We start from the raw sequence: 24325 nt of genomic DNA, 5'->3' as shown, positions 1-24325 counted from the left end.
TTATGCCAGCCCTTCCGACGTGATCTGGTCCAGCTCCTCGAGCAGGTGTCCCATGCGATCCCGCTTGGTGCGCAGGTACCGCACGTTCTCGGGGTGCGGGCGTACGGGCAGGGACACCCGACCGGTGATTTTAAGACCATACCCTTCCAGACCGGCCCTTTTAGCCGGATTGTTGGTCAACAGCCGCATGCTTTGGATACCGAGATCCACCAGGATCTGCGCGCCCGTGCCGTAGTCACGCGCGTCCGCCGGCAGCCCCAGCTCCAGGTTGGCGTCGACCGTGTCGCGACCCTGGTCCTGCAGCTCGTACGCCTGGAGCTTGTGCAGCAGGCCGATGCCGCGCCCCTCGTGGCCGCGCATGTAGAGCACCACGCCGCGCCCCTCGGCGGCCACCCGGCCCAGCGCCGCCTCCAGCTGCGGGCCGCAGTCGCAGCGCAGCGAGCCGAACACGTCGCCGGTCAGGCACTCGGAGTGCACGCGTACCAGGACGTCCTCGCCGTCGCCCAGGTCGCCGTGGACCAGGGCCACGTGCTCGGTGTCGTCGAAGTCGGCCCGGTAGCCCACCGCCCGGAAGACGCCGTGCGCGGTGGGGATGCGGGTCTCGACCACCCGCTCGACCTGGGTCCCGGTGCGGCGCCGGTACGCGATGAGGTCGGCGATCGAGATCAACGTCAGGCCGTGCTCGGCGGCGAACTTCTCCAACTCCGGCAGGCGCATCATGGTGCCGTCGTCGTTGACCAGCTCGCACAGCACCCCCGCCGGCCGCAGCCCGGCCAGCTCGGCCAGGTCGACCGCGGCCTCGGTGTGGCCGGGCCGGCGCAGCACCCCGCCCTTGCGGGCGCGCAGCGGCACGACGTGTCCGGGCCGCGCCAGGTCCGCCGGCGTGGTGCCCGCGTCGGCGAGCAGCCGGATGGTGTGGGCCCGGTCGGCGGCGGAGATTCCGGTGCTGACGCCCTCCCGGGCGTCGACGGTCACCGTGTACGCGGTGCCGCGCCGGTCCTGGTTGGTGTGGTACATCGGCGGCAGCTCCAGCCGGTCGGCGTCCGCCTCGGTCAGCGGCGCGCAGATGAAGCCCGACGTGTACCGCACCGTGAACGCAAGCAGCTCCGGCGTGGCCAGCTCGGCCGCGAAGATCAGGTCGCCCTCGTTCTCCCGGTTCTCGTCGTCCACGACGACCACCGCGCGTCCGGCCGCGATGTCCGCGACCGCCCGCTCGATGTCCGAGAAGCCGTTCATGCCGTCACCTCCACGTAGCTGGTGGGCGCCTGATCGGTGCGGCGCCGCAACGCGAGCGACGTGCGCAGCCAGGAGACGAAGCCCCAGGCGCAGAAGAATCCGTACACGCCGTACATCGCGGCCGACGGGTAGAACCGGCCCTGCAGCAGCAGCGGCACGCCGACGGCGTCCACGGCGATCCAGATAAGCCAGAACTCCACCCAGCCGCGCGCCATTCCGTACGTGGCGAGCAGGCTGCCGACGAGGATCCACGCGTCCGGCAGCGGACCCCACGAGCCGAGCGCCTTGAGCACCGGGTACGCCAGGGCGGTACCGATCACCGCCGCGGCCACCAGCCCGACCCGCTCCCGGGCGCTGGCCCAGCGCGGCACCACCGCACCGGCGTCGGGCGACGTGCCCAGCCGGCGGTTGCGCGACCAGCGCCACCAGCCGTACACGCTGACGGCGAAGAAGAAGACCTGGCGCCCGGCCTGCCCGTACAGGTCGACCGCCTGCGGGGTGGCGAACGCCCCGCCGAGGAAGACGGTGAACAGCAGCGCGTTACCGAACATGCCCACCGGCCAGGCCCAGACCAGGCGGCGCATGCCGAGCAGGGCGGAGGCCAGGCCGAAGACGTTGCCGACGATCTCGCGCCACAGTACGTGCGAACCGGCGATCTCCAGGCGGGCGTCGAGCAGCCAGAGCAGGGCGTTCATCGGGCGTCCCCGTCCCGGCGGGCCAGCATCTTCTCGACGTACTTGGCGATCACGTCCACCTCCAGGTTGACCGGGTCACCGACGCCCTTGGAACCCAGCGTGGTGAGCTTGAGCGTCGTCGGGATCAGACCGACCTCGAAGAAGTCCGGGCCGACCGCGGTCACCGTGAGGGAGACGCCGTCGACGGTGATCGAGCCCTTCTCCACCACGTACCGTTCGAGCCGCTCCGGGAGGGTGAAGCGGACCGCCTCCCAGTGCTCGCCCGGCACCCTGCTCACGATCGTGGCGACGCCGTCGACGTGTCCCTGCACCAGGTGGCCGCCCAGGCGGGTGGCGAGGGTCGCGGCGCGCTCCAGGTTGACCGGGTCGCCGGGTGCCAGGGCACCGACCGAGGTGCGGTCGAAGGTCTCCTGCATGACATCGGCGGTGAAGACGTCAGCGTCGACCTCGACGACGGTCAGACAGACGCCGTTGACGGCGATCGAGTCCCCGTGGCCGGCGTCGGCGGCGACGACCTCGCCGCGGATCACCAGCCGGGAATGGTCGGCGTTCCAGCCGACGACGGCGCCCAGCTCTTCGACGATGCCGGTGAACACGCCCGCCTCCTTCGCTCAGCTTGCGCGCCGGAGGTGGCGGGCGACGACGAGCAGGAGGGACGGGCTGCCGCGAAACGCAGGCGCGGCACCCCACGGCCGCCGGATACGGCCTACTCCCGCGCGCTGCCTCCCATCCGGACTTTCACCGTCGGCTCCGGAATTTCACCGGATCCACCGGTCACTGGATGTGACCGGGTAGCGGGCTGCCGGCCGTACAGGCCGGGTCACCGCCGGTTCGGACTTTCACCGAGCCCCGCCAGCGCGTGGTGGGTACCCTGCGAGTCTTGCACACCGACCGGTAGGGTGACCCGCCACGAGCGACGCACGTCACACCACGATCGCGTCTCAGGATCGTCTACGGTCCATCGCCACGTACGAGCCGTCGTGGCGCTTGGCCACGGTCTTCATCTCGGTGGCGATCTCGATGATCTCGTGCGGGCTGGCGTTCCCGCGGTTGCTCGACACCGCGACCCCGATCGAGAGCGTGACCAGGTTCGCCCGCTGCACTTCGCCGTTGCGCTTGACCACCTCGGCGTAGCCCCGCTCCCGGTCCTCGGGGTCGTACAGCGCGTCGGCCGCCGCCTCGAAGTCGACCACGGCCTTCTCAGTCACCGGGTACACCTGCTCGGGGGTGCACACCAGGATGAAGTCGTCACCGCCGATGTGGCCCAGAAACGCGGGCGGCAGCCCCACCCCCACGACGGCGCGGTGCAGACACCGGGCCAGCGCGCCGATGAACTCGTCGCCGCGCGCGAACCCGTACACGTCGTTGACGCTCTTGAACCGGTCGATGTCGATGTGGCACACGGCGTAGTCGGTGCCACCGTTGACCCGGTCGGCGATCTCCCGCAGGATCCGGGTGTTTCCCGGCAGGCCGGTCAGCGGCGAGATCTCGCGGGCCTCCTGGTTTCGCCGCAGGGTCGCCTGGACCCGCGCCACCAGCTCCATCGTGTCGAACGGCTTGACCAGGTAGTCGTCGGCGCCCGCGGTCAGCCCCATCACCTTGTCGGCGGTCAGGCCGCGCGCGGTGAGCAGGATGATCGGCATCGCCGTGGTCAGCGGGTTGGCGCGCAGCCGCCGGGTCAGCTCCAGACCGTCGATCTTGGGCATCGACACGTCGACGATGGCGAGCGCGGGCTGATGGCTTTCGATCAACCCGAGCGCCTCCTCGCCGTCGTGGGCCAGCAGCACCCGGAACCCCTCGAACGTGAGGTTGACCTCGACGAAGCGGGCGATGTCCACGTCGTCGTCCACCACGATCAGCAGGTCACCGTCGCGCTCGGTCACGCCGGTACCGACCGCAACCCCCTCGACGCTCACGGCAGTCTCCTCGTCCACCTCGTCGTCTCACCCCGTGATCATGCTGGTCCGCCGCACCGGGCCTCGCGGTGGCCGGGTTGCGCCTACCCGCCGGCCACCACCGCCTCGGCCCGCCGGCGCAGCCGCCGCACGGCGTCGGCCGGGTCGTCGGCCGCGTACACGGCGGTACCCGCCACGAACGCGTCGGCACCCGCCTCGGCGGCGGCCTCGATGGTGTCCTCGGCGATACCGCCGTCGACCTCGATCCGCAGCTCCAGGTGCCCGCTGGCCAGGTGTCGCCGGGCCGTACGCACCTTGTCCAGCAGCTCCGGCATGAACTTCTGCCCGCCGAAGCCCGCCTTGATCGTCATGATCAGCAAGGTGTCGAAGTGCGGCAGGATCTCCAGGTACGGCTCGATCGGCGTGTCCCGGTCGATCGCCAGCCCGGCCTTGCTGCCGGCCGCCCGCAGGTTCTTGGCCAGCCCGACCGGGTCGGCCGCCGCCTCGACGTGGAAGCTCACGTTGTAGGAGCCGGCCTCGGCGTAGCCCAGCGCCCACCGGTCCGGCGCCTCGATCATGAGGTGGGTGTCGAACGGCAGCGTGGTCGCCTTGAGCAGATGCTCCACGACGGGCAGGCCGATCGTCAGGTTGGGCACGAAGTGGTTGTCCATCACGTCGACGTGCAGCCAGTCGGCCGAGCCTTCGACCGCGCGCGCCTCCTCCCCCAAACGAGCGAAGTCGGCGGCGAGAATGCTGGGAGCGACGATGAGCGACGAACCAACCACGCGGTCAGTGTACGGATGAATGCTCCGCCCGCCAGCCGCCGCCCGTCCACCCCTCATGATCATGAAGGATTTTCCCTGCCTGGCACGGAAAATCCTTCATGATCATGAGGGGCCGGGGCCCCGGCGCAGCATGGCCAGGAACATCGCGTCGGTACCGTGCCGGTGCGGCCACAGCTGCACGCTCGGGCCGCCGCCGAGGTCGGGCATGTCGACCGGCAGCAGCGGCCGCACGTCGACGAGATCGGCCGGGTACCCGGAGCGCCGGCACGCCTCGGTGACTCCGACCTCCGTCTCGACCAGGTGCGGCGAGCAGGTCACGTACGCCACCACCCCGCCGGGGCGCACCGCGCGCAGGCCGGCGGCGAGCAGCTCCCGTTGGAGCCGGGTCAGCGGGGCGAGGTCGGACGGCTGGCGACGCCAGCGCGACTCCGGCCGCCGGCGCAGCGAACCCAGACCGGTACACGGCGCGTCCACCAGTACCCGGTCGAAGCCCTGCTCCGGCAGCTCCTCGATCTGGCCGACGTCCCGGCCGTCGGCGGTGATCACGGTGACGGGCAGGTCCCGGGTGGCGGTGGTGACGAGCTGCGCCCGGTGCGGGGTGACCTCGACGGCGGTCAGGCGGGCGTCCCGCTGGGCGGCGAGCGCGCCGAGCAGACCGGACTTGCCGCCAGGCCCGGCGCACAGGTCCAGCCAGCGGTCGTCCGGGCCGTCCACGGGGGCGTCGGCGAGGGCCGCGGCGACGAGCTGGCTGCCCTCGTCCTGTACGTGGGCCCGTCCCTCGTGGATCGCCGCGACGTCGCCCGGCGCCCCGCCCGGCAGGTAGACCGCGTACGGCGAGTACCGGCCGACCTTGCCGCCGACCTCCTCGGCCAGCTCGGCCGCGGTCATCAGCCCGGGCCGGGCGGCCAGGTGCACCGGCGGGGCCACGTTGTCGGCGGCCAGGGCGCGGGCCGTCTCCTCGGGATCGCCACCGGCACGCAGCGAGTCCGAGAACGACCGGACTATCCACTCGGGATGGGCGTGGGCCAGCGCGAGCCGGTGTACCGGGTCGCCGTCGGCGCTCGGGGCCAGCCGGTCGATCCAGCCATCCCAGTCCCGCTCGGCGATGCGGCGCAGGACGGCGTTGGCGAAACCGATGGCGCCCGGCGCGACCGCGCGGACGAGGTCGACGGTCGTGCTCGCGGCCGCGTGCGGCGCCACCCTCGTCCGCAGGAGCTGGTAGGCGCCGAGCCGCAGCGCGTCGCGTACGGGAGGGTCGATGCGCGCGACGTCGCGGTCGGCCGCGACGGCGATGATCGCGTCGAGCGTGCCGGTCAGCCGCAGCGTGCCGTAGGTCAGCTCGGTGGCGAAGGCCGCGTCGCGCCCGTGCAGCCGCGCCTGGCGCAGCAGCCGGGGCAGGACCAGGTTGGCGTACGCGTCGTCGCGGTGCACCGCCGCCACCGCCTCGTACGCGGCCCGGCGTGCCGGATCGGCCGGCGGGCGCCGGTGGCCCCGGTCACCGCGCGGCCGCTGGCGGTCGCGATCGCCGCCCTGTGGCCCACGGTCGCGATCAGCGCCCCGCCGCGGATGGTCGCGATCGCCGCCTGACCGCCCACGATCGCGGTCGGCCCCCGGTCCCGGGCGGCGCGGCCGCCCGCCCGAATCACTCATCACGCGCCGCCGTCGGCCCCGACCCGCTCACCGGCGTCCGGGCGTACCCCACGGGCCCACGCGTCCGCCGGCATCGGCTTCTTGCCCGCCGCGCGTACCTCCCCCAGCGCGACCGGGTCGGTGGCGGTACCCGCCAGCACCCGCCCGCGCTCGACCAGCAGCTCACCGGGGTGCAGCCGCGGGCCGCCCGGCACCACGGTCACCGGCCCGAGCTTGACCCGCTCGCCCCGGAACGTGGTCCACGCGCCGGGGTTGGGGGTACAGGCACGGATCCGGCGGTCGACCGCGAAGGCCGGATCGCCCCACCGCACCGCGGCGTCCTCGACGGTCACCTTGGGCGCGAGGGTGACGCCCTCGTGCGGCTGCGGTACCGGCTCCAGCGTTCCGGACCCGATTCCGTCCAGCACACTCACCAGCAGCCCGGCGCCGGCGACACTCAGCCGGTCCAGCAGCTCGCCGGCGTCGTCGGACGACTTGATCGGCTCGGTCAGGGTGCCGTAGACCGGCCCGGTGTCGAGCCCCTCCTCGAGTCCGAACACGCTCGCGCCGGTCAGCTCGTCCCCGTGCAGGATGGCGTGCTGCACGGGGGCCGCGCCGCGCCAGGCCGGCAGCAGCGAGAAGTGCAGGTTGACCCAGCCGTGGCGCGGGATCTCCAGCGCGGCCGGGGGGACCAGCGCGCCGTAGGCGACCACCGGTACGCAGTCCGGCGCGATCTCCCGCAGCCGGTCGAGGAACTCGGGCTCGCGGGGGCGCTGCGGGGTCAGTACCTCGATCCCCCGCTCGTCGGCCCAGGCGCCGACCGGCGAACGGTGCAGTTGCCGCCCGCGCCCGGCGGGTGCGTCGGGCCGGGTGACCACGGCCACCAGGTCGTGGCCCGACGCGGCGATGGCGTCGAGCGCGGGCAGGGCGACGGCGGGAGTACCGGCGAAGACGAGTCGCATGGCTAGCCGAAGATACCCCGTGAACCGTGCGGGCTCACCTTGATCTGCGGCGGCCTGCCCGGGTCGTACCAGTCCGCGGAGCGGATGGCCCGCAGCGCCTCCTTGCGGGCGGCGCGGTCCAGCCGGTCGACGAAGAGCACGCCGTCGAGGTGGTCGGTCTCGTGCTGGATGCAGCGCGACATCAGGCCGGTCCCGACGATCTGCATCGGGTCACCGTGGACGTTGAAGCCCTTGGCGACGACGTTCTGCCGGCGCTTGGTGTCGAAGTACAGCCCGGGGATGGACAGGCAGCCCTCGGGGCCGTCCTGCTCCTCGGAATCGGGGAACTCCAGCACCGGGTTGACGATGTACCCGAGGACGTCGTCCACGTCGAAGGTGAACACCCGCAGGCCCACGCCGATCTGCGGGGCCGCGAGCCCGGCGCCGGACTGGTCGCGCATCGTCTCGGTCAGATCCTCGACGAGCTTGCGCAGCTCCTTGTCGAAATCGACCACCGTCTCGGCCGGAGTACGCAACACCGGGTCGCCGAACAGGCGGATCGGCTGCACGGTCACCCGGGCACGCTCCTTCCACGCTTGTCAAGACCTTCCGAGTGTACGGGTACCGCGGAGCGTGATCCGGGGCCGGTAGGCCGAGCACGCAGCCGGCAGGGCCCCGTCACAGCAGCTCCAGCGGGTCGACCTGGACCCGGACCGGGTCGCGCGCCTTCTTCGCGCTGCGCACCCCGGCCGCGGCGTGCAGGGCGGCGGCGAGCGCCCGGCCCGCCGAGCGCGGTACCCGTACCAGCATGCGCTCGGAGTCGGGGTCGGCGGCGGGTACGGGGCCGAGCAGCTCGGCGTCGGGCGGCAGGTCGGCCGCGGCGAGCATCTCGGCGACGGCGTCGGGTACGCCGGTCAGGGAGGCGAACCGGACCGTGGGCGGGAACGCCAGCTCGCGCCGCTCCGCCAGCTCCCGGGCCGCCAGCCCGGCCGGGTCCCACCGGACGAGGGCCTGCACCGTCGGGATGCCGGCGTCGGCGGCGATGACGACCCGGCCACCGGTACGGGCCGGGCGCGCCAGTGCGGCGGCGGCGAGCCAGCGGCGCATCGTCTCCTCGGAGGCGCGCAGGTCGGCGCGGGTGAGCAGGGCCCAGGTGTCCAGCAGCAGGACGGCTCCGTAGCCGCCTTCGGCCACCGGTTCGGCGCCCGGCGTGGAGACGACGAGCGCCGGCTGGGCCGGCACGCTCGCCAGTACGCCGTCGCGGCCACTGGTGCGCACGGGAGTGCCCGGGAAGGCTCGGCCCAGCTCCTCCGCGGTACGCCGGGCGCCCACGACGGACGCCCGCAGCCGACGGCCGCCGCAGTGCGGGCAGGAGTACGCCGCGGCGACCTTCCCGCACCAGCGGCAGCCCGGCGCGCCGGCGGCCTCGCGTAGCGCGAGCGGCCCGGAACAGGACGGGCAGCGCGCGGGAGTGTGGCAGTCGGCGCAGGCGACGGAGGGCAGGTACCCGCGGCGGGGCACCTGGACGAGCACCGGCGCGCCCGCGGCGAGGGCCTCGCGGGCGGCCCGCCACGCGATGCTGGGCAGCCGGGCCGAGGCCGCGGCCGGGTCGCGGTCCCGCTCGACGTCGTCGCCGACCGCCTGGACGTGCGGCGCGGCGCGGCGGACGTCCTCGCGCGTGGCGGCGATCTCCTTGGCCCAGCCGGTCTCCACCAGTTGCTGCGCCTCGGCGCTGCGGGCGAACCCGCCGACCAGCGCGGCGCAGCCGGCGAGCTGGGAGCGGGTCAGCAGGACCTCGCGGGCGTGCGGGTACGGCGAGCGCGGCTCGGCGTGCAGGTCGTCACCATCGTCCCAGATCGCGACCAGGCCGAGCGGCTCGACCGGGGCGAACGCGGCCGCCCGGGTGCCGGCGACGACGCGTACCCGCCCCCGGCTGGCCGCGAGGAAACGCCGGTACCGCTCCTCCGGCCCGAGGGCGGCCGACAGCGCGACGTGCCGGCCCGGCCCGAGGACGCGGCCGAGCGCGGCGTCGAGCCGGTCGAGGTCACGGGCGTCGGCGACGACGAGGACGGCGCCCCGGCCGGCGGTGTCCGCGGCGGCCGCGGCCTCGGCCAGCCGCGCCGGCCAGTCCTCCCCCGGCAGCGCGCTCCAGACCGCGCGCGCGGGGCGGCCGTCGGCGACGGCGCGCAGGAACGCGGCGCCCGCCGGGTACGCCGACCATCCGGTCTGATCCGGTGGAGGCGGCGCCTCGGTGTCGACGGGCGCGGCGTCGGCCTTTGTCTCGGCGCGGGCGTGCCGCGGCGGCACCGCCAGCCGCAGCACATCGGCCAGGGTCCCGCCGTAGCGGTCGGCAACGGCCCGGGCCAGCCGGGCGGTCTCGGGGTGCAGGACGGGCTCGGACGAGACGACCCGCTCCAGGAAGGCCAGCTTGCCGCCGTGCGCGGAGTCCTCGACGCGCTCCAGCAGGTACCCGTCGACGAGCTGGCCGGCGAACCGGACCCGTACCCGGCTGCCGGGCACGGCGTCGGCGTCGGCGGTCGTGGGGACGAGGTAGTCGAAGGGCCGGTCGAGGTGGGCCAGCGGCAGGTCGACGCAGATACGGGCCACCGGCAGCGTGGCCGCCGGCTCCGGACGGGCGCGTGGCGCCCGGCGGGCCGGTGCCTTCACCGGGGCCTTGGGCTTGGACGCCGCCTCACTCACCGGACATTCTTACCCGAAAATTCTGCGATCGTGGACACGCGGCGGGCCTATGACCCGGCCGCGTGTCCACGATCGCGAAAAGTGGCGGCTACGCGCCGGCGGCGGACTTCAGGTCGGCGACCCGGTCGGTGCGCTCCCAGGTCAGCTCGGGCAGCTCGCGGCCGAAGTGACCGTACGTGGCGGTCTGCCGGTAGATCGGGCGCAGCAGGTCCAGATCGCGGATGATCGCGGCCGGGCGCAGGTCGAAGACCTCGCCGATGGCCTTCTCGATCCGATCGACGGGCACCACCTCGGTACCGAAGGTCTCCACGAACAGGCTGACCGGGTGCGCCTTGCCGATCGCGTACGCGACCTGCACCTCACACCGGTCGGCCAGGCCCGCGGCCACGACGTTCTTGGCCACCCAGCGCATCGCGTACGCCGCCGACCGGTCCACCTTGGACGGGTCCTTGCCGGAGAACGCGCCGCCGCCGTGGCGGGCGTACCCGCCGTACGTGTCGACGATGATCTTGCGGCCGGTCAGGCCGGCGTCGCCCATCGGGCCACCGATCTCGAACCGCCCGGTCGGGTTGACCAGCAGCCGGTAGCCCTCGATGTCCAGGCCGAGGTTCTCCAGCTCGGGGGCGATCACGTGCTCGCGCACGTCGGGGGTCAGCAGCGACTCCAGCGAGATGTCCGGCGCGTGCTGGCTGGACACCACGACGGTGTTCAGCCGCACCGGCCGGAGGCCCTCGTACTCCACCGTGACCTGGGTCTTGCCGTCCGGGCGCAGGTACGGGATGGTGCCGTCCTTGCGGGTGGCCGACAGCCGGCGGGCCAGCCGGTGCGCCAGTGCGATCGGCAGCGGCATCAGCTCGGGCGTCTCGGTGCAGGCGAAGCCGAACATCATGCCCTGGTCGCCGGCGCCCTGGGCGTCCAGGTCGTCACCGGCCTCGCCGGTGCGCGCCTCCAGCGCCGCGTCCACGCCCTGCGCGATGTCCGGCGACTGGGAGCCGATGGACACGCTCACGCCACACGAACCGCCGTCGAAGCCCTTCTTCGACGAGTCGTACCCGATGCCCAGGATCGTCTCGCGGACGATGGACGGGATGTCGGCGTACGCCGTCGTCGTGACCTCACCGGCCACGTGAACCTGACCGGTGGTGATCATCGTCTCCACCGCGACGCGGCTGCGCGGATCAGCGCCGATCAGGGCGTCGAGGATCCCGTCGCTGATCTGGTCAGCGATCTTGTCCGGATGGCCCTCGGTTACCGACTCGGAGGTGAACATTCGCCGTGCCACGGTGCTCCTTTGCGGCTTGAAAACTATCGGCAGAGTGTAAGACCAGTTGCTGGCGTTGTCGGCCAGGGCTCACCCGGCGCCGGGTGTGTGACACAGCCGACCGGAGACCAGGTCCAGTACCGCATCGGCGAGCTCCTCCTTGGAGCGCTCCCCGATCCGGATGGGTTCAATCTCCGGGCCGAGGACGATCGCGGCGTTGGTGTCGGCCCCGAACGTACGGTCCACTCCGACCTCGTTGACAACTATCAGATCCGCGCGCTTGCGCAGCAACTTCTCGCGGGCGTTTTCCAGCGCGACCGGCTCGGCGGCCGTCTCCGCGGCGAACGCGACCAGCACCTGGCCGGGCCGCTTGCGCGCGCCCAGCTCGGCGGCGATGTCCGGGTTGGCGACCAGGCGCAGCGTGGGCGCGTCCGCGCCGTCCCGCTTCTTGATCTTCTCGGCCTCGTAGTGCTCCGGCCGGAAATCACAGGGAGCGGCCGCCATCACCACCGCGTCGGCCTCCTCGGCGGCCTTGAGGGTGGCCTGCCGCAGCTCCTCGGTGGTGCCGACCCGCACGATGTCCGCGCCGGCGGGGGCGGGCAGCGCGACGTTGGCCGAGACAATCGTCACCCGGGCGCCCCGGGCGACGGCGGCGCGGGCGAACGCGTACCCCTGCTTGCCGCTGGACCGGTTCCCGATGAACCGGACCGGGTCGATCGGCTCGCGGGTACCGCCGGCCGTGACGACCACGTGGCGGCCGACGAGATCGGGCTGCTGATCGGGGCGGGCGAGCACCCGCCTGGCCATGGCGAAGATCTCCGCCGGGTCGGGCAGCCGGCCCTTGCCGGTGTCGACGCCGGTGAGTCGGCCGACGGCCGGCTCGATCACCACGGCACCGCGCCGGCGCAGGGTGGCGACGTTCTCCACGGTGGCGGGGTGCTCCCACATCTCCGTGTGCATCGCCGGCACGTACATGACCGGGCACCGCGCCGTCAGCAGGGTGTTGGTGAGCAGGTCGTCGGCCTGGCCGGTGGCGGCCTTGGCCAGCACGTCCGCGGTCGCGGGAGCCACCACGACGAGGTCGGCGCGCTGGCCGAGGCGGACGTGCGGCACCTCGTGCACCGCGTCCCAGACCTCGGTGCTCACCGGCTGGCCGGACAGTGCGGCCCAGGTGGGCGCGCCGACGAACTTCAGCGCCGAGGCGGTGGGTACGACCCGCACCCGGTGCCCCGACTCGGTGAACAGCCGGAGGAGCTCACACGCCTTGTAGGCGGCGATCCCTCCGGAAACTCCCAGTACGACCTCTGTCACGGCCTCGCTCCGCTCCACCGCGGGGCCGTGACGACGGCCGGACGTGTCGATGGCCCCGCTCCGCTCGGTAAGGCGCTCAGCCTTCGATCGGCTCGGCGGTCAGCAGCGTCGAGTTGATCTCGCGCATGGCGATCGACAGGGGCTTTTCCTGCGGCGTCGTCTCCACCAGCGGACCGACGTACTCCAGCAGGCCCTCGCCGAGCTGGCTGTAGTACGCGTTGATCTGCCGGGCGCGCTTCGCCGCGAAGATCACGAGGGCGTACTTGGAGGTGGTCTTCTCCAGCAGCTCGTCGATCGGCGGGTTGGTGATGCCCTCGGGGTTGGCCACGATTCCGGACACTATGAAAATCCTCGAGACGGGCTAGACGATGTTCTCAGCGGAGTGCTGGAGAACCGAGCAAGCTTACCAGTTCGTCCGCGGCGTGTTCGATCGAGTCGTTCACGATGATCTCGTCGAAGTCTTTGGCGGCCGCGAGCTCCTCGTGGGCGTGCTGCAGGCGGCGGGCGATCATGTCGGGATCCTCGGTACCGCGGCCGGTGAGCCGGCGTTCCAGCTCCTCGACGCTCGGCGGGGCGAGAAAGACCAACTGCGCGTCGGCCATCGCCGCGCGGACCTGCCGGGCGCCCTGAATGTCGATTTTCAGCAGCACCGGGATGCCCTGGGCGAGGTACCCCTCGACCTGGGCGCGGGGCGTGCCGTACAGGTTGCCGGCGAACTCCGCCCACTCCAGCAGCTCCCCGGCGGACACCATCCGCTGGAACTCTGTCCGGCTGACGAAGTGGTAGTGGGTTCCGTCGACCTCGTAGTCGCGCTTACGCCGAGTGGTGACCGACACGGACAGGCGCACCCAAGGCGAGCGCGCCCGGATCAGCTCGATCACGCTGTCCTTCCCGACCCCGCTGGGGCCGGACAAGACAGTCAATCGGACTGAAACCGGGCGCGCCTCGTCATCGTTGCTCACTGCTTGTTTCTACACAACGCTCACTTGCCGTTGGCAGAGAACTCCCCAAGCAGTGCCTTACGCTGCTGCTCGCCGAGGCCACGCAGGCGCCGGCTATCGGCGATCTTGAGCTTCTCCATGATCTGAGTCGCACGGATCTTGCCAATACCGGGCATCGCCTGCAGGACGGCTGACACCTTCAGCTTACCGACGACGTCGTCGGCCTCAGCCTGCTCGAGTACCTTGGCGAGCGTGGTCTTGCCCTGCTTGAGCTGCTCTTTGAGCTCAGCACGAGCCTTACGAATCTCCGCAGCCTTCTCGAGAGCGGCAGCGCGCTGTTCGGGGCTCAATGACGGGAGCGGCACCAGGTCTCCTCGGGTCCCTTGACGAAACGGTGGTCCATGAATCTGTGGCGCTAGCTGAATCATGCGTTGCCAGCGCCGGGAAAACTAGCGGTCGGCGGCGGTTTCAGCAACGTCGGAGTGGCTTGATCACATCCGCGTCGCGTCATCCGATCGGCTGCACCACCCTCCGACACGCGTCCATAAGCTGCTCCAGCGAGTCCCGCAGCGCGACCACCGAGGGCCCCCGCGACAGGATCTCCCGGGAGTACGCGGGCAGCACCGCACTCAGGTCGTCGCCGAAGACGGTTCGCAGGTCTTCGGGGCGGCCACCCTGCGCACCGAGGCCCGGAACCAGCACCGGACCGCCCAGTTCGCTCATGTCGTGCCCGGTCTGCCCAACCGTCGCGCCGACCACGACGCCGATGTCCCCCAGTGGACTGACACCCTTGTTGAGCTGCGAAATCTCATCGATGACCAGCTGCGCGACGGTCCGCCCGTCGGCGGTACGCGCGTGCTGGACCGACGACCCCTCGGGGTTGGAGGTGAGGGCCAGCACGAAAACGCCGGCGCCCGTGGCGACCGCCTTCTCGATCATCGGCGTGAGTGATCCGAACCCCAGGTAGGGACTCGCCGTGATCGCATCAACGCGCAGCGAACTCGCCGGGTCCAGGTACGCGTCGGCGTACGCCGCCGCGGTCGAGCCGATGTCACCTCGTTTGACATCGAGCAAGATCAATGACCCTGCTTCCCGCAACTGTCGGATAGCCGACTCGAGGACCGCGATGCCCTGTGACCCAAATCTCTCGAAGAAGGCGGACTGCGGCTTGACCACCGCGGCCCGATCGCCGACCGCCTCAACCACCGTTCGGGTGAATCGTTCGAGGCCCGCCGCCGTGTCCGGCAGCCCCCACGCGGACAGCAGCGCCGGGTGCGGATCGATGCCCACGCACAGCGGTCCGCGCGCATCCATCGCGGCGCGCAGTCGCGCACCGAACCGTCCGTCACTCATTGACCGCTCCTTGTAGACGAAAGTGTCCGTACGCATCCGCGTACGAGGGCCGGCCCGGCATAGATCAGGCCGGTGTACAACTGGACCAGGCTCGCGCCGGCGTCTCGCATCCGCAGCGCGTCGTCGGGGTGCATGATGCCGCCCACCCCGATCACCGGCAGCCGGCCGCCGGTCTCCCGGTTGACGAACCGCACCACCTCGAGGGCGCGGTCGGTGAGCGGCGCGCCGCTCAGCCCACCCGCCTCGGCGGCGAGCCGCTCGTCGGCGGGTGCCACCCCGTCACGCCGCAGGGTGGTGTTCGTGGCGATGAGCCCCGAGACACCGTGGGTGTCGCAGACCTCGAGGACCTCGCCTAGGGCGGAGTCGGTGAGGTCGGGAGCCACCTTGACCAGTACGGGCTTGGGCGGGCCCAGCCGCCCGTCCGCCTCCGCGCACAGCGCGCCCAGCAGCGCGTCGAGGTGTTCGGCGTTCTGGAGGGTACGCAGCCCCGGAGTGTTGGGCGAGGAGACGTTGACGGCGAAGTAGTCGCCGTACGGGTACAGCTCACGCATCGACGCGACGTAGTCGTCGACGGCCTCCTCCAGCGGCGTCACCTTCGACTTGCCGAGGCTGATGCCCAGCGGCACCGGCAGCTTGCCGACCGAGGCCAGGCGGGCGGCCAGGGCGGAGGCGCCGGCGTTGTTGAAGCCCATCCGGTTGATGACAGCCCCGCTGTCCTTCAACCGGAACAGCCGCGGCCGGTCGTTGCCCGGCTGCGCGTACCGGGTGACCGTGCCGACCTCGACGAAGCCGAACCCGAGCCGTGGCCACGCCCGCAGCGCCCGGCCGTCCTTGTCCATGCCCGCGGCCAGCCCCACCGGGTTGGGGAAGCGCACCCCGAACACCGTGCACCCGGCCCCGGGTGGAGAGTACGGAGCGCCCGGCGCGACCGAGCCGAGCCGGCCCAGCCACCGCAGCGTCAGCTCATGCACACCCTCGGCGTCGCCCCCCTTGACTCGGAAGAGCACCGGTCGGGCCACCCGCCTGTACAGCACGTTTCCTCACCGTCGATCCGGTCCCGGCCCGCGAACTCTTCACCGGTTCCGCGGGCCGAGTAAGTTGAACAACAAAACGACTGCCCAACGGTAGCGGGACCGGATGGACCCGCCGCCGTGGCCTGTCGCGGCCACGGCCCGCTACCCAGGTGCGGCGCGCCTACACGCCGCGACCAGGGCACTCACCGCCGACGGAGATCAGCGGTACGAAGCCGCCGGGATAGTCCGGCCGCAACGCCTGGAACTCGCCGCCGTGGCCCACGTCAGCCACGATCGGTATCTCTTCCGCGCACAGCGGGCAGGCGTCGGCCGGGAACGCGGCGAGTTCGACCTCGGCGAGCGAGTGCAGGCGCGGTACGCGCAACTCTCCGGCGGTGGCGCCGCCGCGGTTGCAGACGGCGCTGACCCCGACGACCCGGGCGCCGTGCCGTTCGACCTCCCGGCACACCGCGGCCACCGAGCCCCCGGTCGTGATGAGGTCCTCCACGACCAGTGCCGCCCGGCCGCGCAGCAGGTCGGCGAAGCCGGCCCGCTCCACCGCGAGGCCGCCGCCGCCCGTCTTGTCTGCCCAGACCGCGGGGATCGCGGCGCCGCCGTCCGATGTGAGCGCCTGGGCGGTGAGGACGGCCAGCACGATGCCCCCGACCGCGGGAGCCGCCACGATCTCGGCCTGCCCCTGGAAGGGCGCCGCCAGTTCGCGGCACAGTCGCGCCATCAGCGTCGTGTCCGGTAGCGCGTGGTCGAGGTTGATGTAGGCGGCGCCGTGCCTGCCGCTGGCGTACACGAAGTGCCGGTCGGTGGAGATGGCGCCCCGCTCGGCCAACTGCCGCAGTACGTCCATGGGTCACTCACCGTCCTCGGACACGCGCCAGTCCAGGTACCGGTCGGCCAGGAAGGGCACGACCCCGTGGTACTCGGCCGGCACGCGCCAGCGCTCGCGCCGCAGCGTCACGACGCCCTCGTTGAGCGGCAGCCCGTAGAAGTGCGCGCCGGCCACGGAGGTGAACCGCTCCAACCGGTCGAGGGCACCGGCGGACTCGAAGACCTGGGCGAGCACCGGCAGGGCGACCGGCGCCGTGAAAACCCCCGCGCATCCGGACGCGCACTCCTTGGCCTCGCGGGCGTGCGGCGCGCTGTCGGTACCGAGGAAGAACGCCGGGTCGCCACTGGTGGCGGCCTCGACCAGCGCCGCCCGGTCCTCGGGCCGCTTCGCCACCGGTTTGCAGAAGTGGTGCGGTGACAGCAGGTCGCCGATCACATCGTCGAGGGTGAGCAACAGGTGGTGCACGGTGATGGTGGCGGCGACCGTGGAGGTACCGGTGCGGTCCCGGTGGTCGCGCACCCACCGCACGGCGGCCGCCGTCGACGCGTGCTCCACCACGACCCGCAGCGTCGGGAACTCGGAGGTGATCCGTGGCAGGACGGCGCTCAGGAACGCCTCCTCGCGGTCGAGACAGAACGCGTCCGGGCTCTCGCCGTGCACGCAGAGCACCATGCCGACGTCGACCATCGCCGCGAACGCGGGATAGAGGTCGTCGACCTCGTCGACCCCGTCCGCCGAGTTGGTGGTGACCCCGCGCGGGTACAGCTTCGCCGCCACCGCTCCCGCCTCGCCGGCCAGCCGTACCGTCTTGTCGCCGGTTCCGGCGGTGAGCTTGATGGTCATCAGCGGCTCGAAGGGCCACTCGTTGGCCGAGACGATCTCCGAGCGGTACCGCGCCAGCGCGTCGGCGTCGGCGACCGGTGGGTCGGTGTTCGGCATCACCAGAGCCCGGGCGAAGTGCCGGCCGGTCGCCGGCAGCACCGCCCGGAGCATGTCGTGTTGCCGCAGGTGTAGGTGGAAGTCGTCGGGTCGACGGATCCGAAGCGACGTCGACGACGCCTCCGGTTCGCGAGCCACCAGCCGTGTCATGGGGCGTCCCCTTGGCGGTAGATAGGGCATGCGGGATTCATGATATTGAGCGCGGTGGATGCTAGCGCAGTCGCCGGTACGCCCGGAGGGGCCAGAGCCTGTGGGCCAGAGCCCGGGGGCCGGCCAGTCGGCGTTTTCTACCCGTCGGCAAGAAAGACGATAGGTCCCCACCGGCGGAGATGCGTCGATTCCGCCACAGGATCACCCGCGCCCCGACCGGGACCGAGTCGCATGTGTTGCTTTCAGTAGACAACACATTGCTCTCTGCGAATAGACTGGGCCGACTCCACTGTTGGTTTCGCCGCTCGCGAGCGACTGACGGTCCGGCCGTCCCCTGGGAGTCGATGTGATCCTGACCTTCCCTCAGGCACTCACCACCGCAACTCTCGACCACGCCCTCCGGCCGCTGCTGTCCGGCCGACGTCCGCCCGACCGCCGGCCGGTGAATCTGCACCTCGACCTCGCGGCCGTGGAGTGCGCGGAGTTCGGCTCGCTCGCGCAGCTGCTGCTGGTGGCGGAGCGCGCGGCCCGCGGCGGAACCCGACTGGGGGTGGACCTGCCGGTCGCGGCGCCCCGCGCCGGGACGCCCGGCGAAGACGCGGGCGCCGGGTGGCGCCGGGGGCGCTGCCTGCAGATGCTCGACGCGACCGGCTTCACGTCGGCGATCCGCATGCCGCACCTGCCGCAGGCGAGCGTCGAGGTCCGCGGACCGGCCGAGGGTACCGGCTTCGACGCCGATCACCCCACGACGGCCGGTGGCGACCGGTACCTCCCCTTTCGCTGGATTCCGCCCGGTACCGGCGAACCGCTGCTGCAGTCGGAGGCGCTCGGCGCCGTCCAGGCCGGGCTGCGCGACATCGGACTGTCGCAACGGGACGCCCGGCTCCTGGTCGACGTGGCCGTACACGAACTGGTGGAGAACACCGCCATCTACGCCGCGGACGGCTTGACCGGGCCGCCGCTGCACGCCCTGGTCGGCGCCCACCTGCCGGGGCCGGACGGGCCGACGGACCCCGACGGCACACCGGCGCACCTGCACGACCTGACCCGGTGGGTGACGGCCTCCGGCTCCACGATGATCCGGCTCGTGGTCGGCGACTCCGGCGCAGGCCTCGTCTCGCGGCTGTCGCCGCACCTGCCCCGGACCACCGCGGGCGAGGTCGCCGGCAGGCCGTGGGCCGCGCCCGGAGGACTCGGCGACGGCACGATCCTTTGGGCGTTCGACCGCTGGTCCACCAGCGATCCGAAGGGCACCGACCCGCGCCTGGGGACCCGCGGCCTGTGGCGGGTGCTGCGACTGGTACGGACCTACGGCGGGGCCGTCCTCATCCGCAGCGCCGACGCCTTCAGCGGCTACGTGTACGGGCCCGGCGACGTGACCGAACCGGTCCGGCAGTCCGGGCTGGTACCGGCCGCGGGCACGCTCGTGGACGTCACGGTGCTGCCGCAGGCCACGCGCTTCGACCCGGTCGCCGTGGCACCGCGGGCCGCCGGCACCCGGCTCGACTTCCGGTGGGTACCGGTCAAGGCCGACGACGCCAAGGCGTTCGACGCCGCGTACGACCTCGCCCGCGAGCACGACGTGATCGTGACGGTGGACGGCGGCATGGGGCGCAGCGTGCCCCACGAACGACTGGTCGAGATCCTCCGCGCCGCCGCGAGGCTGGCCGCGCCGACGGTGGTCGGCGTCGTGGTGACCGGCGTCAACCCGGTACGGCTGGAGGCCGCGGTCGACGCGCTGCATCACCAGCCGGCGGCGGAGGCCGGTGACCAGCTGCGGGGTGGCCCGTTCCTGCTCATCGACGACACCGGCCACTCACACTGGTGCGGCGGCGCGCCGGAGGTCCGCGGGCTGCTCGACGAACTGCTGGCGCGGGAGCGGTTGCCGGTCTCGCGCTCCCCCGACGCGGCCGCGATGCGGCAGTTGCTGAGGGACCAGGACCGCCTGGTCGAGCCCGACGGCGACTGGGTCCGGCTGTCGGTACGGCCCGCCGACGTCATCGGGCAGTTGCAGCGCATGGCGCACGAGGCGCTGCGCGAGGCGATGGACCGGGGCGGCCCGGGGATCCTGCGGGGCGCCTACCGGACCCCGACGCTGCGGTTGACCGACCGCTGGTTCGAGGTCGACGTCCTGGTCGAGAGCACGATCGGTACCGCGACCGCCGCGTTCCTGCTGATGCAGAAGTTGGCCGCGGACGTACCCGAGGCGCTGCATCCGGACACCCACATCGTCCAGGTCGGGCCCGTCGCCCTGAACCTGTCGCAGACCTTCGTGGAGAGCGCGGGGCTACGCGGATCGGTCTACGTCATGGCCGACCAGTTCGACGCGCCCCAGGGGGTGGACCGGATCCGCGCCCACACGCAGGTGGTGCTCTGCGCGGACATCCTGCTGACCGAGAACGAGGTGCGGCGCGCGCTGGCCGAGGTGCTGAGCTGGGGCGCGATCCCACGGGCGATCATCGTGCCGATCGACGCCCGGCCGACGGACGGACCGATCGAGGTGTACGGCAAGGTCGTCCCCGTCGTGCGACTGGTCCGCGCCGAGATCCAGGAGCCCCGGGTACCGGCGGACCAGATCGTGGACATCGACCCGCTGCTGCGGTCGCCGGCGCCGGACAGCCGGGCCGAGCGCGGCCGGCCCCACATCTGGAAACCCGACGAGTTCCTGGCCGGATGCGCCGAGCAGTCCCGGGTGATCGGCCTCGGACACATCGAGCGGTCCGCACACGGCCACTTCACCGTCTACCTCGACGCCGGCCGGGTCATCGACTCGGACAGCCCGCTCAGCAAGCAGGTGGCCGAGAAGATGACCTCGACGGTCCTGCAGTGGCTCGACGAGACCGGGCGGGCGACGGGCGACCGCCAGATCGTGGTCTGCTACCCGGGCGGGGCCGACGACTACGCCGCCAGATTCGCCCGCCTCATCGCGCGGCGGCTCACCCGCAGTCTGCGCGCCCGCCGGCCGGTGCCCACCCTGGCGGTACCCCGCTCCGTCGCCGGCTCGCGGTGGGCGTTCCCGGACGCCCTCGACCCCCTGCCGCCCGGGTGCGACGTCGTGCTCGCCGACTGGGGATGCCTGAACGCCGCCACGATGACGCAGCTCATCCGCCTCGCGGCGGAGGCCGGCGCGGCCCGGATCCTCGGCGTGGTGCTGCTCAGCCAACTGCACGACCACGAGGAGCGGGCGCTGACCATGATCCGGTCGGTGGACGGATCGGCCGCGGACGCCGTGCCCACCCGGGTGCGCTTCCTCACCGCGCTCGAAATCTCCGCCGTACCCCGCGGCAACTGTCCACTGTGCCGCCTGGCCGCCCAGCTGTCCGGCGAGGCCGACGACGGCCTGCTGTCACCGCAGGTGGCCCAGCACGCCCGGCAGCTGGCCAGGCAGCTCACACCGGTCACCCGGGAGGAGGCGGTGTCCCGGCAGGCCGACGCCTTCGGCGTACCGGTCAGGTCCGACGAGGCCGTGGAGTACATCCGGCTGCGCGGCCACCTGGTGGCCGCGCTGCGCTCCACGTCCCGCTCGCAACGGCTCGCCGACCTCATGGCCGGCCTCGCCGGCGAACCGGGCAGCCCGGCCGCCCACGCCGCCGTCCGGCTGCTGGCCGCGGAGCGGCAGTGGCTGAAGCTTCCACCGCTGCGGTTCACCGGGTGCCGCAGCCATGTGGCGCAACTGGCCTGCGGGGTGGCCCGCGACCAGGCCGCCCCGGAGCGGCTGCGGCTACAGGCGCTGGTGGTCCTCGCGACCGCGGCCCCGGAGAGCCTGGTGGCATACCTGCCCGAGCTGTGGTCCGCGTCGCTGCACAGCTCGACGCTGCTGCTGCACATCGTGTACCAGCTCCACCACGTCGTCCGCCGACCACCGGGCGAGATCCCGGTCTCGCTGCCGGACCTGCGCGCGCAGATCGTCCGGTGCCGGGAGGCGTCAGGCCCGAGGTCCGCCACCGAGCAGCAGGCGGAGGAGATGAGGTGGCTGCTCACCAGGATCCTGTTCGCGGTCGACCGCGCCTCGGTCGAGCAGGAGACCCTCGACGCGCAGCAGGCCTGGGCGCGGCTACGAGAGCACTACATCGACATGCTGCGCCACCATCCCGATGCGGAAGCGGCGATGATCCGGCTCCTGCTGCAGATGGAGGAGCCGCTGACCAGGGACAGTGGGCCGGACGAGTGGGCCGTGATGTGGCGCAGCTGGCTGAGCATCGAAGCGTTCCTGCAGGTACACGTCCTGCCGTTCCTGCCTCCGCTGTCCGGGCCGCTGCTCGGGACATTCGCCGAGGAGCACTTCGGACCGGCCGAGCGGGTGTGGTTGCTGGCCGACGAGGCCGCCCGCAAGCTGACCGAGCTGGCCTCCGCCCTGCAGGAGCTGCACGCCCTGGACCTGCCGCCCCAGGAGCTGGACATGGCGTGGAGCAACGTCGCCGGCCAACTCGACGAGCTCCGGCGCAATGTGCTGTCGGTGGACGGCGACGCCTTCAGACCGGCGACGCTGGCCGCCTTCATCAGCGCCTGCCCGGCGCCGCTGCACAAGACCCTCGTGCGGTGCCGCGACGAGGCCCACGGCCTCGAGCTGCCGGTGGACATCACGATCGAACCGGAGCACGGTGACGAGGTCGAGGTTTTCTGCCACGAGGAGCTGCTCGGCAACGCCGTCATGCAGCTCATCGACAACGTCGTCACCCACCGCGACCCCGACTGCGCGGACCGGCGGGTGGATCTGCACATCCTGGTACGTCCCGGGCCGGATCACGTCACCGTCGTGTGCCGCAACACCGGCACCCGGGCCGCCGCCCGGCCGGGCAAGGGAATCGCCTCCGTGCAGCGCAAACTTCGCGACTTCGACGGTGGCCTGGAGACCGTGGACCCGGCGGAGGGGTGGAGCTTCGAGGCCCACCTGCGCCTGTCGCGGTGGACCACCGCCGGCGGGAACGGAGCACGCCGATGACCATGCCGAAGCAGACCGTCGAGATCCTCTTCGTCGACGACGAGGAGGACAACCTCAAGGTACTGGAGAAGCGCCTGGTGCGTTCGTTCGACAAGCTCGGCTGCGAGCTTCGCATCGTGTTCGACGACGACGTCGACTCCGCGTGCGACCGCATCTCGCGGCGCGACCGGTCCGAGCCGTTCCCGGTGGTCATCGCGGACCTGCTGTTCCCCACCCGGCCGGTCCGCCACGACGCGGAGGCGAACGCACCACTGGCGCCGCGCGGCATCGAGGTCGTGGAGCAGGCCCGCACCGCGTCGGACAAGACCGTCATCGTCGCCCTGACCCAGGGCTCGGTGCACCAGCCGCGGCTGGAGCACGAGGCGGCCGACGGCGGCGCCGATATCGTGCTTCGCCGTCAGCAGTTGCTGGCCGACGCCAAACAGGGCGGGCATCAGGAGCTCGTCCGCAAGGTGTACGCACTGCTGTGCGAGCGCGACATGGTCCCGTTCGGGCCGAGCCTGAAGATCCCCGAGGAACCGGGGATGCAGTCGGTGGTCCACGACGCCGGGCACCCCACCCTCCGGCTGCTGCTCGCGGACGTCTTCGCGGCGCGCGAGATGACGCCCACCGAGATCGCCCTCAGCTACGTCACGCCGGGTGCCTCCGGTGCGCGGGTGATGCGGGCGGCGGCGACGCTCGCCGACGGCTCGCACCGGCAACTGTTCATCAAGGTGAGCAAGGACGTGGAGGCGCTGCGGCTCGAGCAGCGCAACTCCGAGAGGAGCGCCGGCCTGTACGCCCACCCGCTGGTGGTGCCCTACATCGGGGCCGTCGGGCCGCGCAACGGCTGGGCGGCGCTGGGCATGGCCTTCGCCGACGAGGCGCTGCCGCTGCGGCGCTGGATCACCGACCCGGCCGTCGCGCCCGTGGTGCCGCAGGTGATGGAGCGGCTCTTCCTGCGTGGTGGCCTGAGCGTCGGGTACCGCGACGGCGTGGTCTCCGACGGCGAACGGGCCATCAAGCGGCTCGTCCTGCCCGCGTTCCGCCGGGTGCTCGTCCGGGCCGCCGTCGACGAACTCGGGCCCGCCCTGGCCCACCCGGCCGGCGCCGGTATCGACGACCTGCAGGCCGTCATCGACGTGGTCGAGGGCTTCAGCTGGGACGGCCGGCTCGGCGACGTCGCGGCCACCGACGCCGCCGACGATCTCCTGCTGTGCGTGAGCCACGGCGACCTGCACGGGGGCAACGTGCTGGTCGCGAAGCACGACGCGCAGCCGCTGCTGGTGGACCTCGCCAGGTTCGGGCCCCACCACTGGGCGAACGACGTGGCCCGGCTCGCCGTCGACCTGGTACTGCGCAGCCTCGACGCCGGCGTGGAGTCCTTCTTCTGGCACCGGTTCGCCCGGTGGCGCCGGGTGGCGTGGCTGCTCGGGGACCTCGACCCGGCCATCGACGACGACGAGGAGCGCAACGCGTCGGTGGTCGCCGCCCTGCGCTGGATCGCCGAGCACCGGTACGACGTGCTGCCGCCGCTGGAGCAGGAGCGCCGGCGGTGGGAGTGGCACGTCGCCCTCGCCGAACAGTTGCTGCGTCGCACGTACCAGAAGGACCTGCCACCCGCCAAGCGGGCGCTCGCGCTGGTGGCCGCCCATGATCAGATCCTGGCCGGTGGCTCCGGCCTGCGTCGGCGGCCGACGTTCTGACCGCG

General features: G+C 72.4%; 20 protein-coding genes and 1 riboswitch. Of the genes, 2 read left to right on the top strand and 18 right to left on the bottom strand.

The genetic code is table 11. From position 1 onward, the window contains the following. The 18 genes from Pme01_RS19735 to pyrC all read right to left on the bottom strand — a co-directional run bounded on the left by Pme01_RS19735 (position 1) and on the right by pyrC (position 17693). Positions 1-1236: a bifunctional 3,4-dihydroxy-2-butanone-4-phosphate synthase/GTP cyclohydrolase II gene (locus tag Pme01_RS19735; RefSeq protein WP_168116684.1), complete on the bottom strand. Its 1236-nt coding sequence runs from the start codon at positions 1234-1236 to the stop codon at positions 1-3. Next, positions 1233-1931 carry a nicotinamide riboside transporter PnuC gene (gene pnuC, locus Pme01_RS19730; RefSeq protein ID WP_168116683.1) on the bottom strand — a complete coding sequence of 233 codons (699 nt, stop codon included), beginning with the start codon at positions 1929-1931 and terminating at the stop codon, positions 1233-1235. The genes Pme01_RS19735 and pnuC overlap by 4 nt, the downstream gene beginning before the upstream one ends. Then, positions 1928-2527: a riboflavin synthase gene (locus Pme01_RS19725; RefSeq protein ID WP_168116682.1), complete on the bottom strand. Its 600-nt coding sequence runs from the start codon at positions 2525-2527 to the stop codon at positions 1928-1930. The genes pnuC and Pme01_RS19725 overlap by 4 nt, the downstream gene beginning before the upstream one ends. A 118-nt stretch (positions 2528-2645) precedes the next feature. Further along, positions 2646-2792: riboswitch (FMN riboswitch) on the bottom strand. An 80-nt stretch (positions 2793-2872) separates the two neighbouring features. Next, positions 2873-3847: a GGDEF domain-containing response regulator gene (locus tag Pme01_RS19720; protein WP_239088340.1), complete on the bottom strand. Its 975-nt coding sequence runs from the start codon at positions 3845-3847 to the stop codon at positions 2873-2875. An 83-nt stretch (positions 3848-3930) separates the two neighbouring features. Further along, complete coding sequence (gene rpe / locus Pme01_RS19715; protein WP_239088339.1) at positions 3931-4611, bottom strand: ribulose-phosphate 3-epimerase; 681 nt, start codon at positions 4609-4611, stop codon at positions 3931-3933. Between the two features lie 102 nt (positions 4612-4713). Then, on the bottom strand, positions 4714-6261 hold the full coding sequence (locus Pme01_RS19710) for an RsmB/NOP family class I SAM-dependent RNA methyltransferase (RefSeq protein WP_168116681.1): 1548 nt from the start codon (positions 6259-6261) through the stop codon (positions 4714-4716). Beyond that, the gene (gene fmt, locus Pme01_RS19705; protein WP_168116680.1) at positions 6261-7202 is read right to left on the bottom strand and encodes a methionyl-tRNA formyltransferase; all 942 of its coding nucleotides are present in this window, start codon (positions 7200-7202) and stop codon (positions 6261-6263) included. The genes Pme01_RS19710 and fmt overlap by 1 nt, the downstream gene beginning before the upstream one ends. Before the next feature lie 2 nt (positions 7203-7204). Beyond that, positions 7205-7756, bottom strand: a complete 552-nt coding sequence (gene def, locus Pme01_RS19700) for a peptide deformylase (RefSeq protein WP_168116679.1) — start codon at positions 7754-7756, stop codon at positions 7205-7207. A gap of 103 nt (positions 7757-7859) precedes the next feature. Further along, entirely contained in the window at positions 7860-9881 is a 2022-nt protein-coding gene (locus Pme01_RS19695) for a primosomal protein N' (RefSeq protein ID WP_168116678.1), read from the bottom strand. 88 nt (positions 9882-9969) lie between these two features. Next, on the bottom strand, positions 9970-11163 hold the full coding sequence (metK, locus tag Pme01_RS19690) for a methionine adenosyltransferase (protein ID WP_168116677.1): 1194 nt from the start codon (positions 11161-11163) through the stop codon (positions 9970-9972). 69 nt (positions 11164-11232) lie between these two features. Beyond that, entirely contained in the window at positions 11233-12453 is a 1221-nt protein-coding gene (gene coaBC, locus Pme01_RS19685) for a bifunctional phosphopantothenoylcysteine decarboxylase/phosphopantothenate--cysteine ligase CoaBC (protein ID WP_168116676.1), read from the bottom strand. A 76-nt stretch (positions 12454-12529) separates the two neighbouring features. Then, a complete protein-coding gene (gene rpoZ / locus Pme01_RS19680) occupies positions 12530-12793 on the bottom strand; it encodes a DNA-directed RNA polymerase subunit omega (protein ID WP_168116675.1) in 264 nt (87 codons plus the stop codon). 34 nt (positions 12794-12827) lie between these two features. Next, the gene (gmk, locus tag Pme01_RS19675) at positions 12828-13376 is read right to left on the bottom strand and encodes a guanylate kinase (protein WP_168116674.1); all 549 of its coding nucleotides are present in this window, start codon (positions 13374-13376) and stop codon (positions 12828-12830) included. 59 nt (positions 13377-13435) lie between these two features. After that, the gene (mihF, locus tag Pme01_RS19670; protein ID WP_168116673.1) at positions 13436-13759 is read right to left on the bottom strand and encodes an integration host factor, actinobacterial type; all 324 of its coding nucleotides are present in this window, start codon (positions 13757-13759) and stop codon (positions 13436-13438) included. Positions 13760-13901: 142 nt separating this feature from the next. Next, complete coding sequence (gene pyrF / locus Pme01_RS19665) at positions 13902-14747, bottom strand: orotidine-5'-phosphate decarboxylase (RefSeq protein ID WP_168116672.1); 846 nt, start codon at positions 14745-14747, stop codon at positions 13902-13904. Then, on the bottom strand, positions 14744-15781 hold the full coding sequence (locus Pme01_RS19660; protein WP_168116671.1) for a quinone-dependent dihydroorotate dehydrogenase: 1038 nt from the start codon (positions 15779-15781) through the stop codon (positions 14744-14746). The genes pyrF and Pme01_RS19660 overlap by 4 nt, the downstream gene beginning before the upstream one ends. 160 nt (positions 15782-15941) lie before the next feature. Then, positions 15942-16622, bottom strand: a complete 681-nt coding sequence (locus Pme01_RS19655) for a phosphoribosyltransferase family protein (protein ID WP_168116670.1) — start codon at positions 16620-16622, stop codon at positions 15942-15944. Positions 16623-16625: 3 nt separating this feature from the next. After that, the gene (gene pyrC, locus Pme01_RS19650) at positions 16626-17693 is read right to left on the bottom strand and encodes a dihydroorotase (protein WP_203935742.1); all 1068 of its coding nucleotides are present in this window, start codon (positions 17691-17693) and stop codon (positions 16626-16628) included. Between the two features lie 346 nt (positions 17694-18039). Here pyrC and Pme01_RS19645 point away from each other — a divergent pair, with 346 nt between their 5' ends. Beyond that, on the top strand, positions 18040-22635 hold the full coding sequence (locus Pme01_RS19645; protein ID WP_168116668.1) for a hypothetical protein: 4596 nt from the start codon (positions 18040-18042) through the stop codon (positions 22633-22635). Continuing rightward, positions 22632-24320: a response regulator gene (locus Pme01_RS19640; RefSeq protein ID WP_168116667.1), complete on the top strand. Its 1689-nt coding sequence runs from the start codon at positions 22632-22634 to the stop codon at positions 24318-24320. Before Pme01_RS19645 ends, Pme01_RS19640 begins: the two co-directional genes overlap by 4 nt. The last annotated feature ends 5 nt before the right edge of the window (positions 24321-24325 follow it).

The organism is Planosporangium mesophilum, assembly GCF_016863255.1.
Lineage (GTDB): Bacteria > Actinomycetota > Actinomycetes > Mycobacteriales > Micromonosporaceae > Planosporangium > Planosporangium mesophilum.
This window is presented reverse-complemented; position numbering and strand designations above follow the sequence as displayed.

Coding starts and splice junctions, on each gene's coding strand:
- Pme01_RS19735 (WP_168116684.1), bottom strand. CDS start 1,236: ATGAACGGCTTCTCGGACATCGAGCGGGCGGTCGCGGACATCGCGGCC.
- pnuC (WP_168116683.1), bottom strand. CDS start 1,931: ATGAACGCCCTGCTCTGGCTGCTCGACGCCCGCCTGGAGATCGCCGGT.
- Pme01_RS19710 (WP_168116681.1), bottom strand. CDS start 6,261: ATGAGTGATTCGGGCGGGCGGCCGCGCCGCCCGGGACCGGGGGCCGAC.
- fmt (WP_168116680.1), bottom strand. CDS start 7,202: ATGCGACTCGTCTTCGCCGGTACTCCCGCCGTCGCCCTGCCCGCGCTC.
- pyrF (WP_168116672.1), bottom strand. CDS start 14,747: ATGAGTGACGGACGGTTCGGTGCGCGACTGCGCGCCGCGATGGATGCG.
- Pme01_RS19655 (WP_168116670.1), bottom strand. CDS start 16,622: ATGGACGTACTGCGGCAGTTGGCCGAGCGGGGCGCCATCTCCACCGAC.
- pyrC (WP_203935742.1), bottom strand. CDS start 17,693: ATGACACGGCTGGTGGCTCGCGAACCGGAGGCGTCGTCGACGTCGCTT.
- Pme01_RS19640 (WP_168116667.1), top strand. CDS start 22,632: ATGACCATGCCGAAGCAGACCGTCGAGATCCTCTTCGTCGACGACGAG.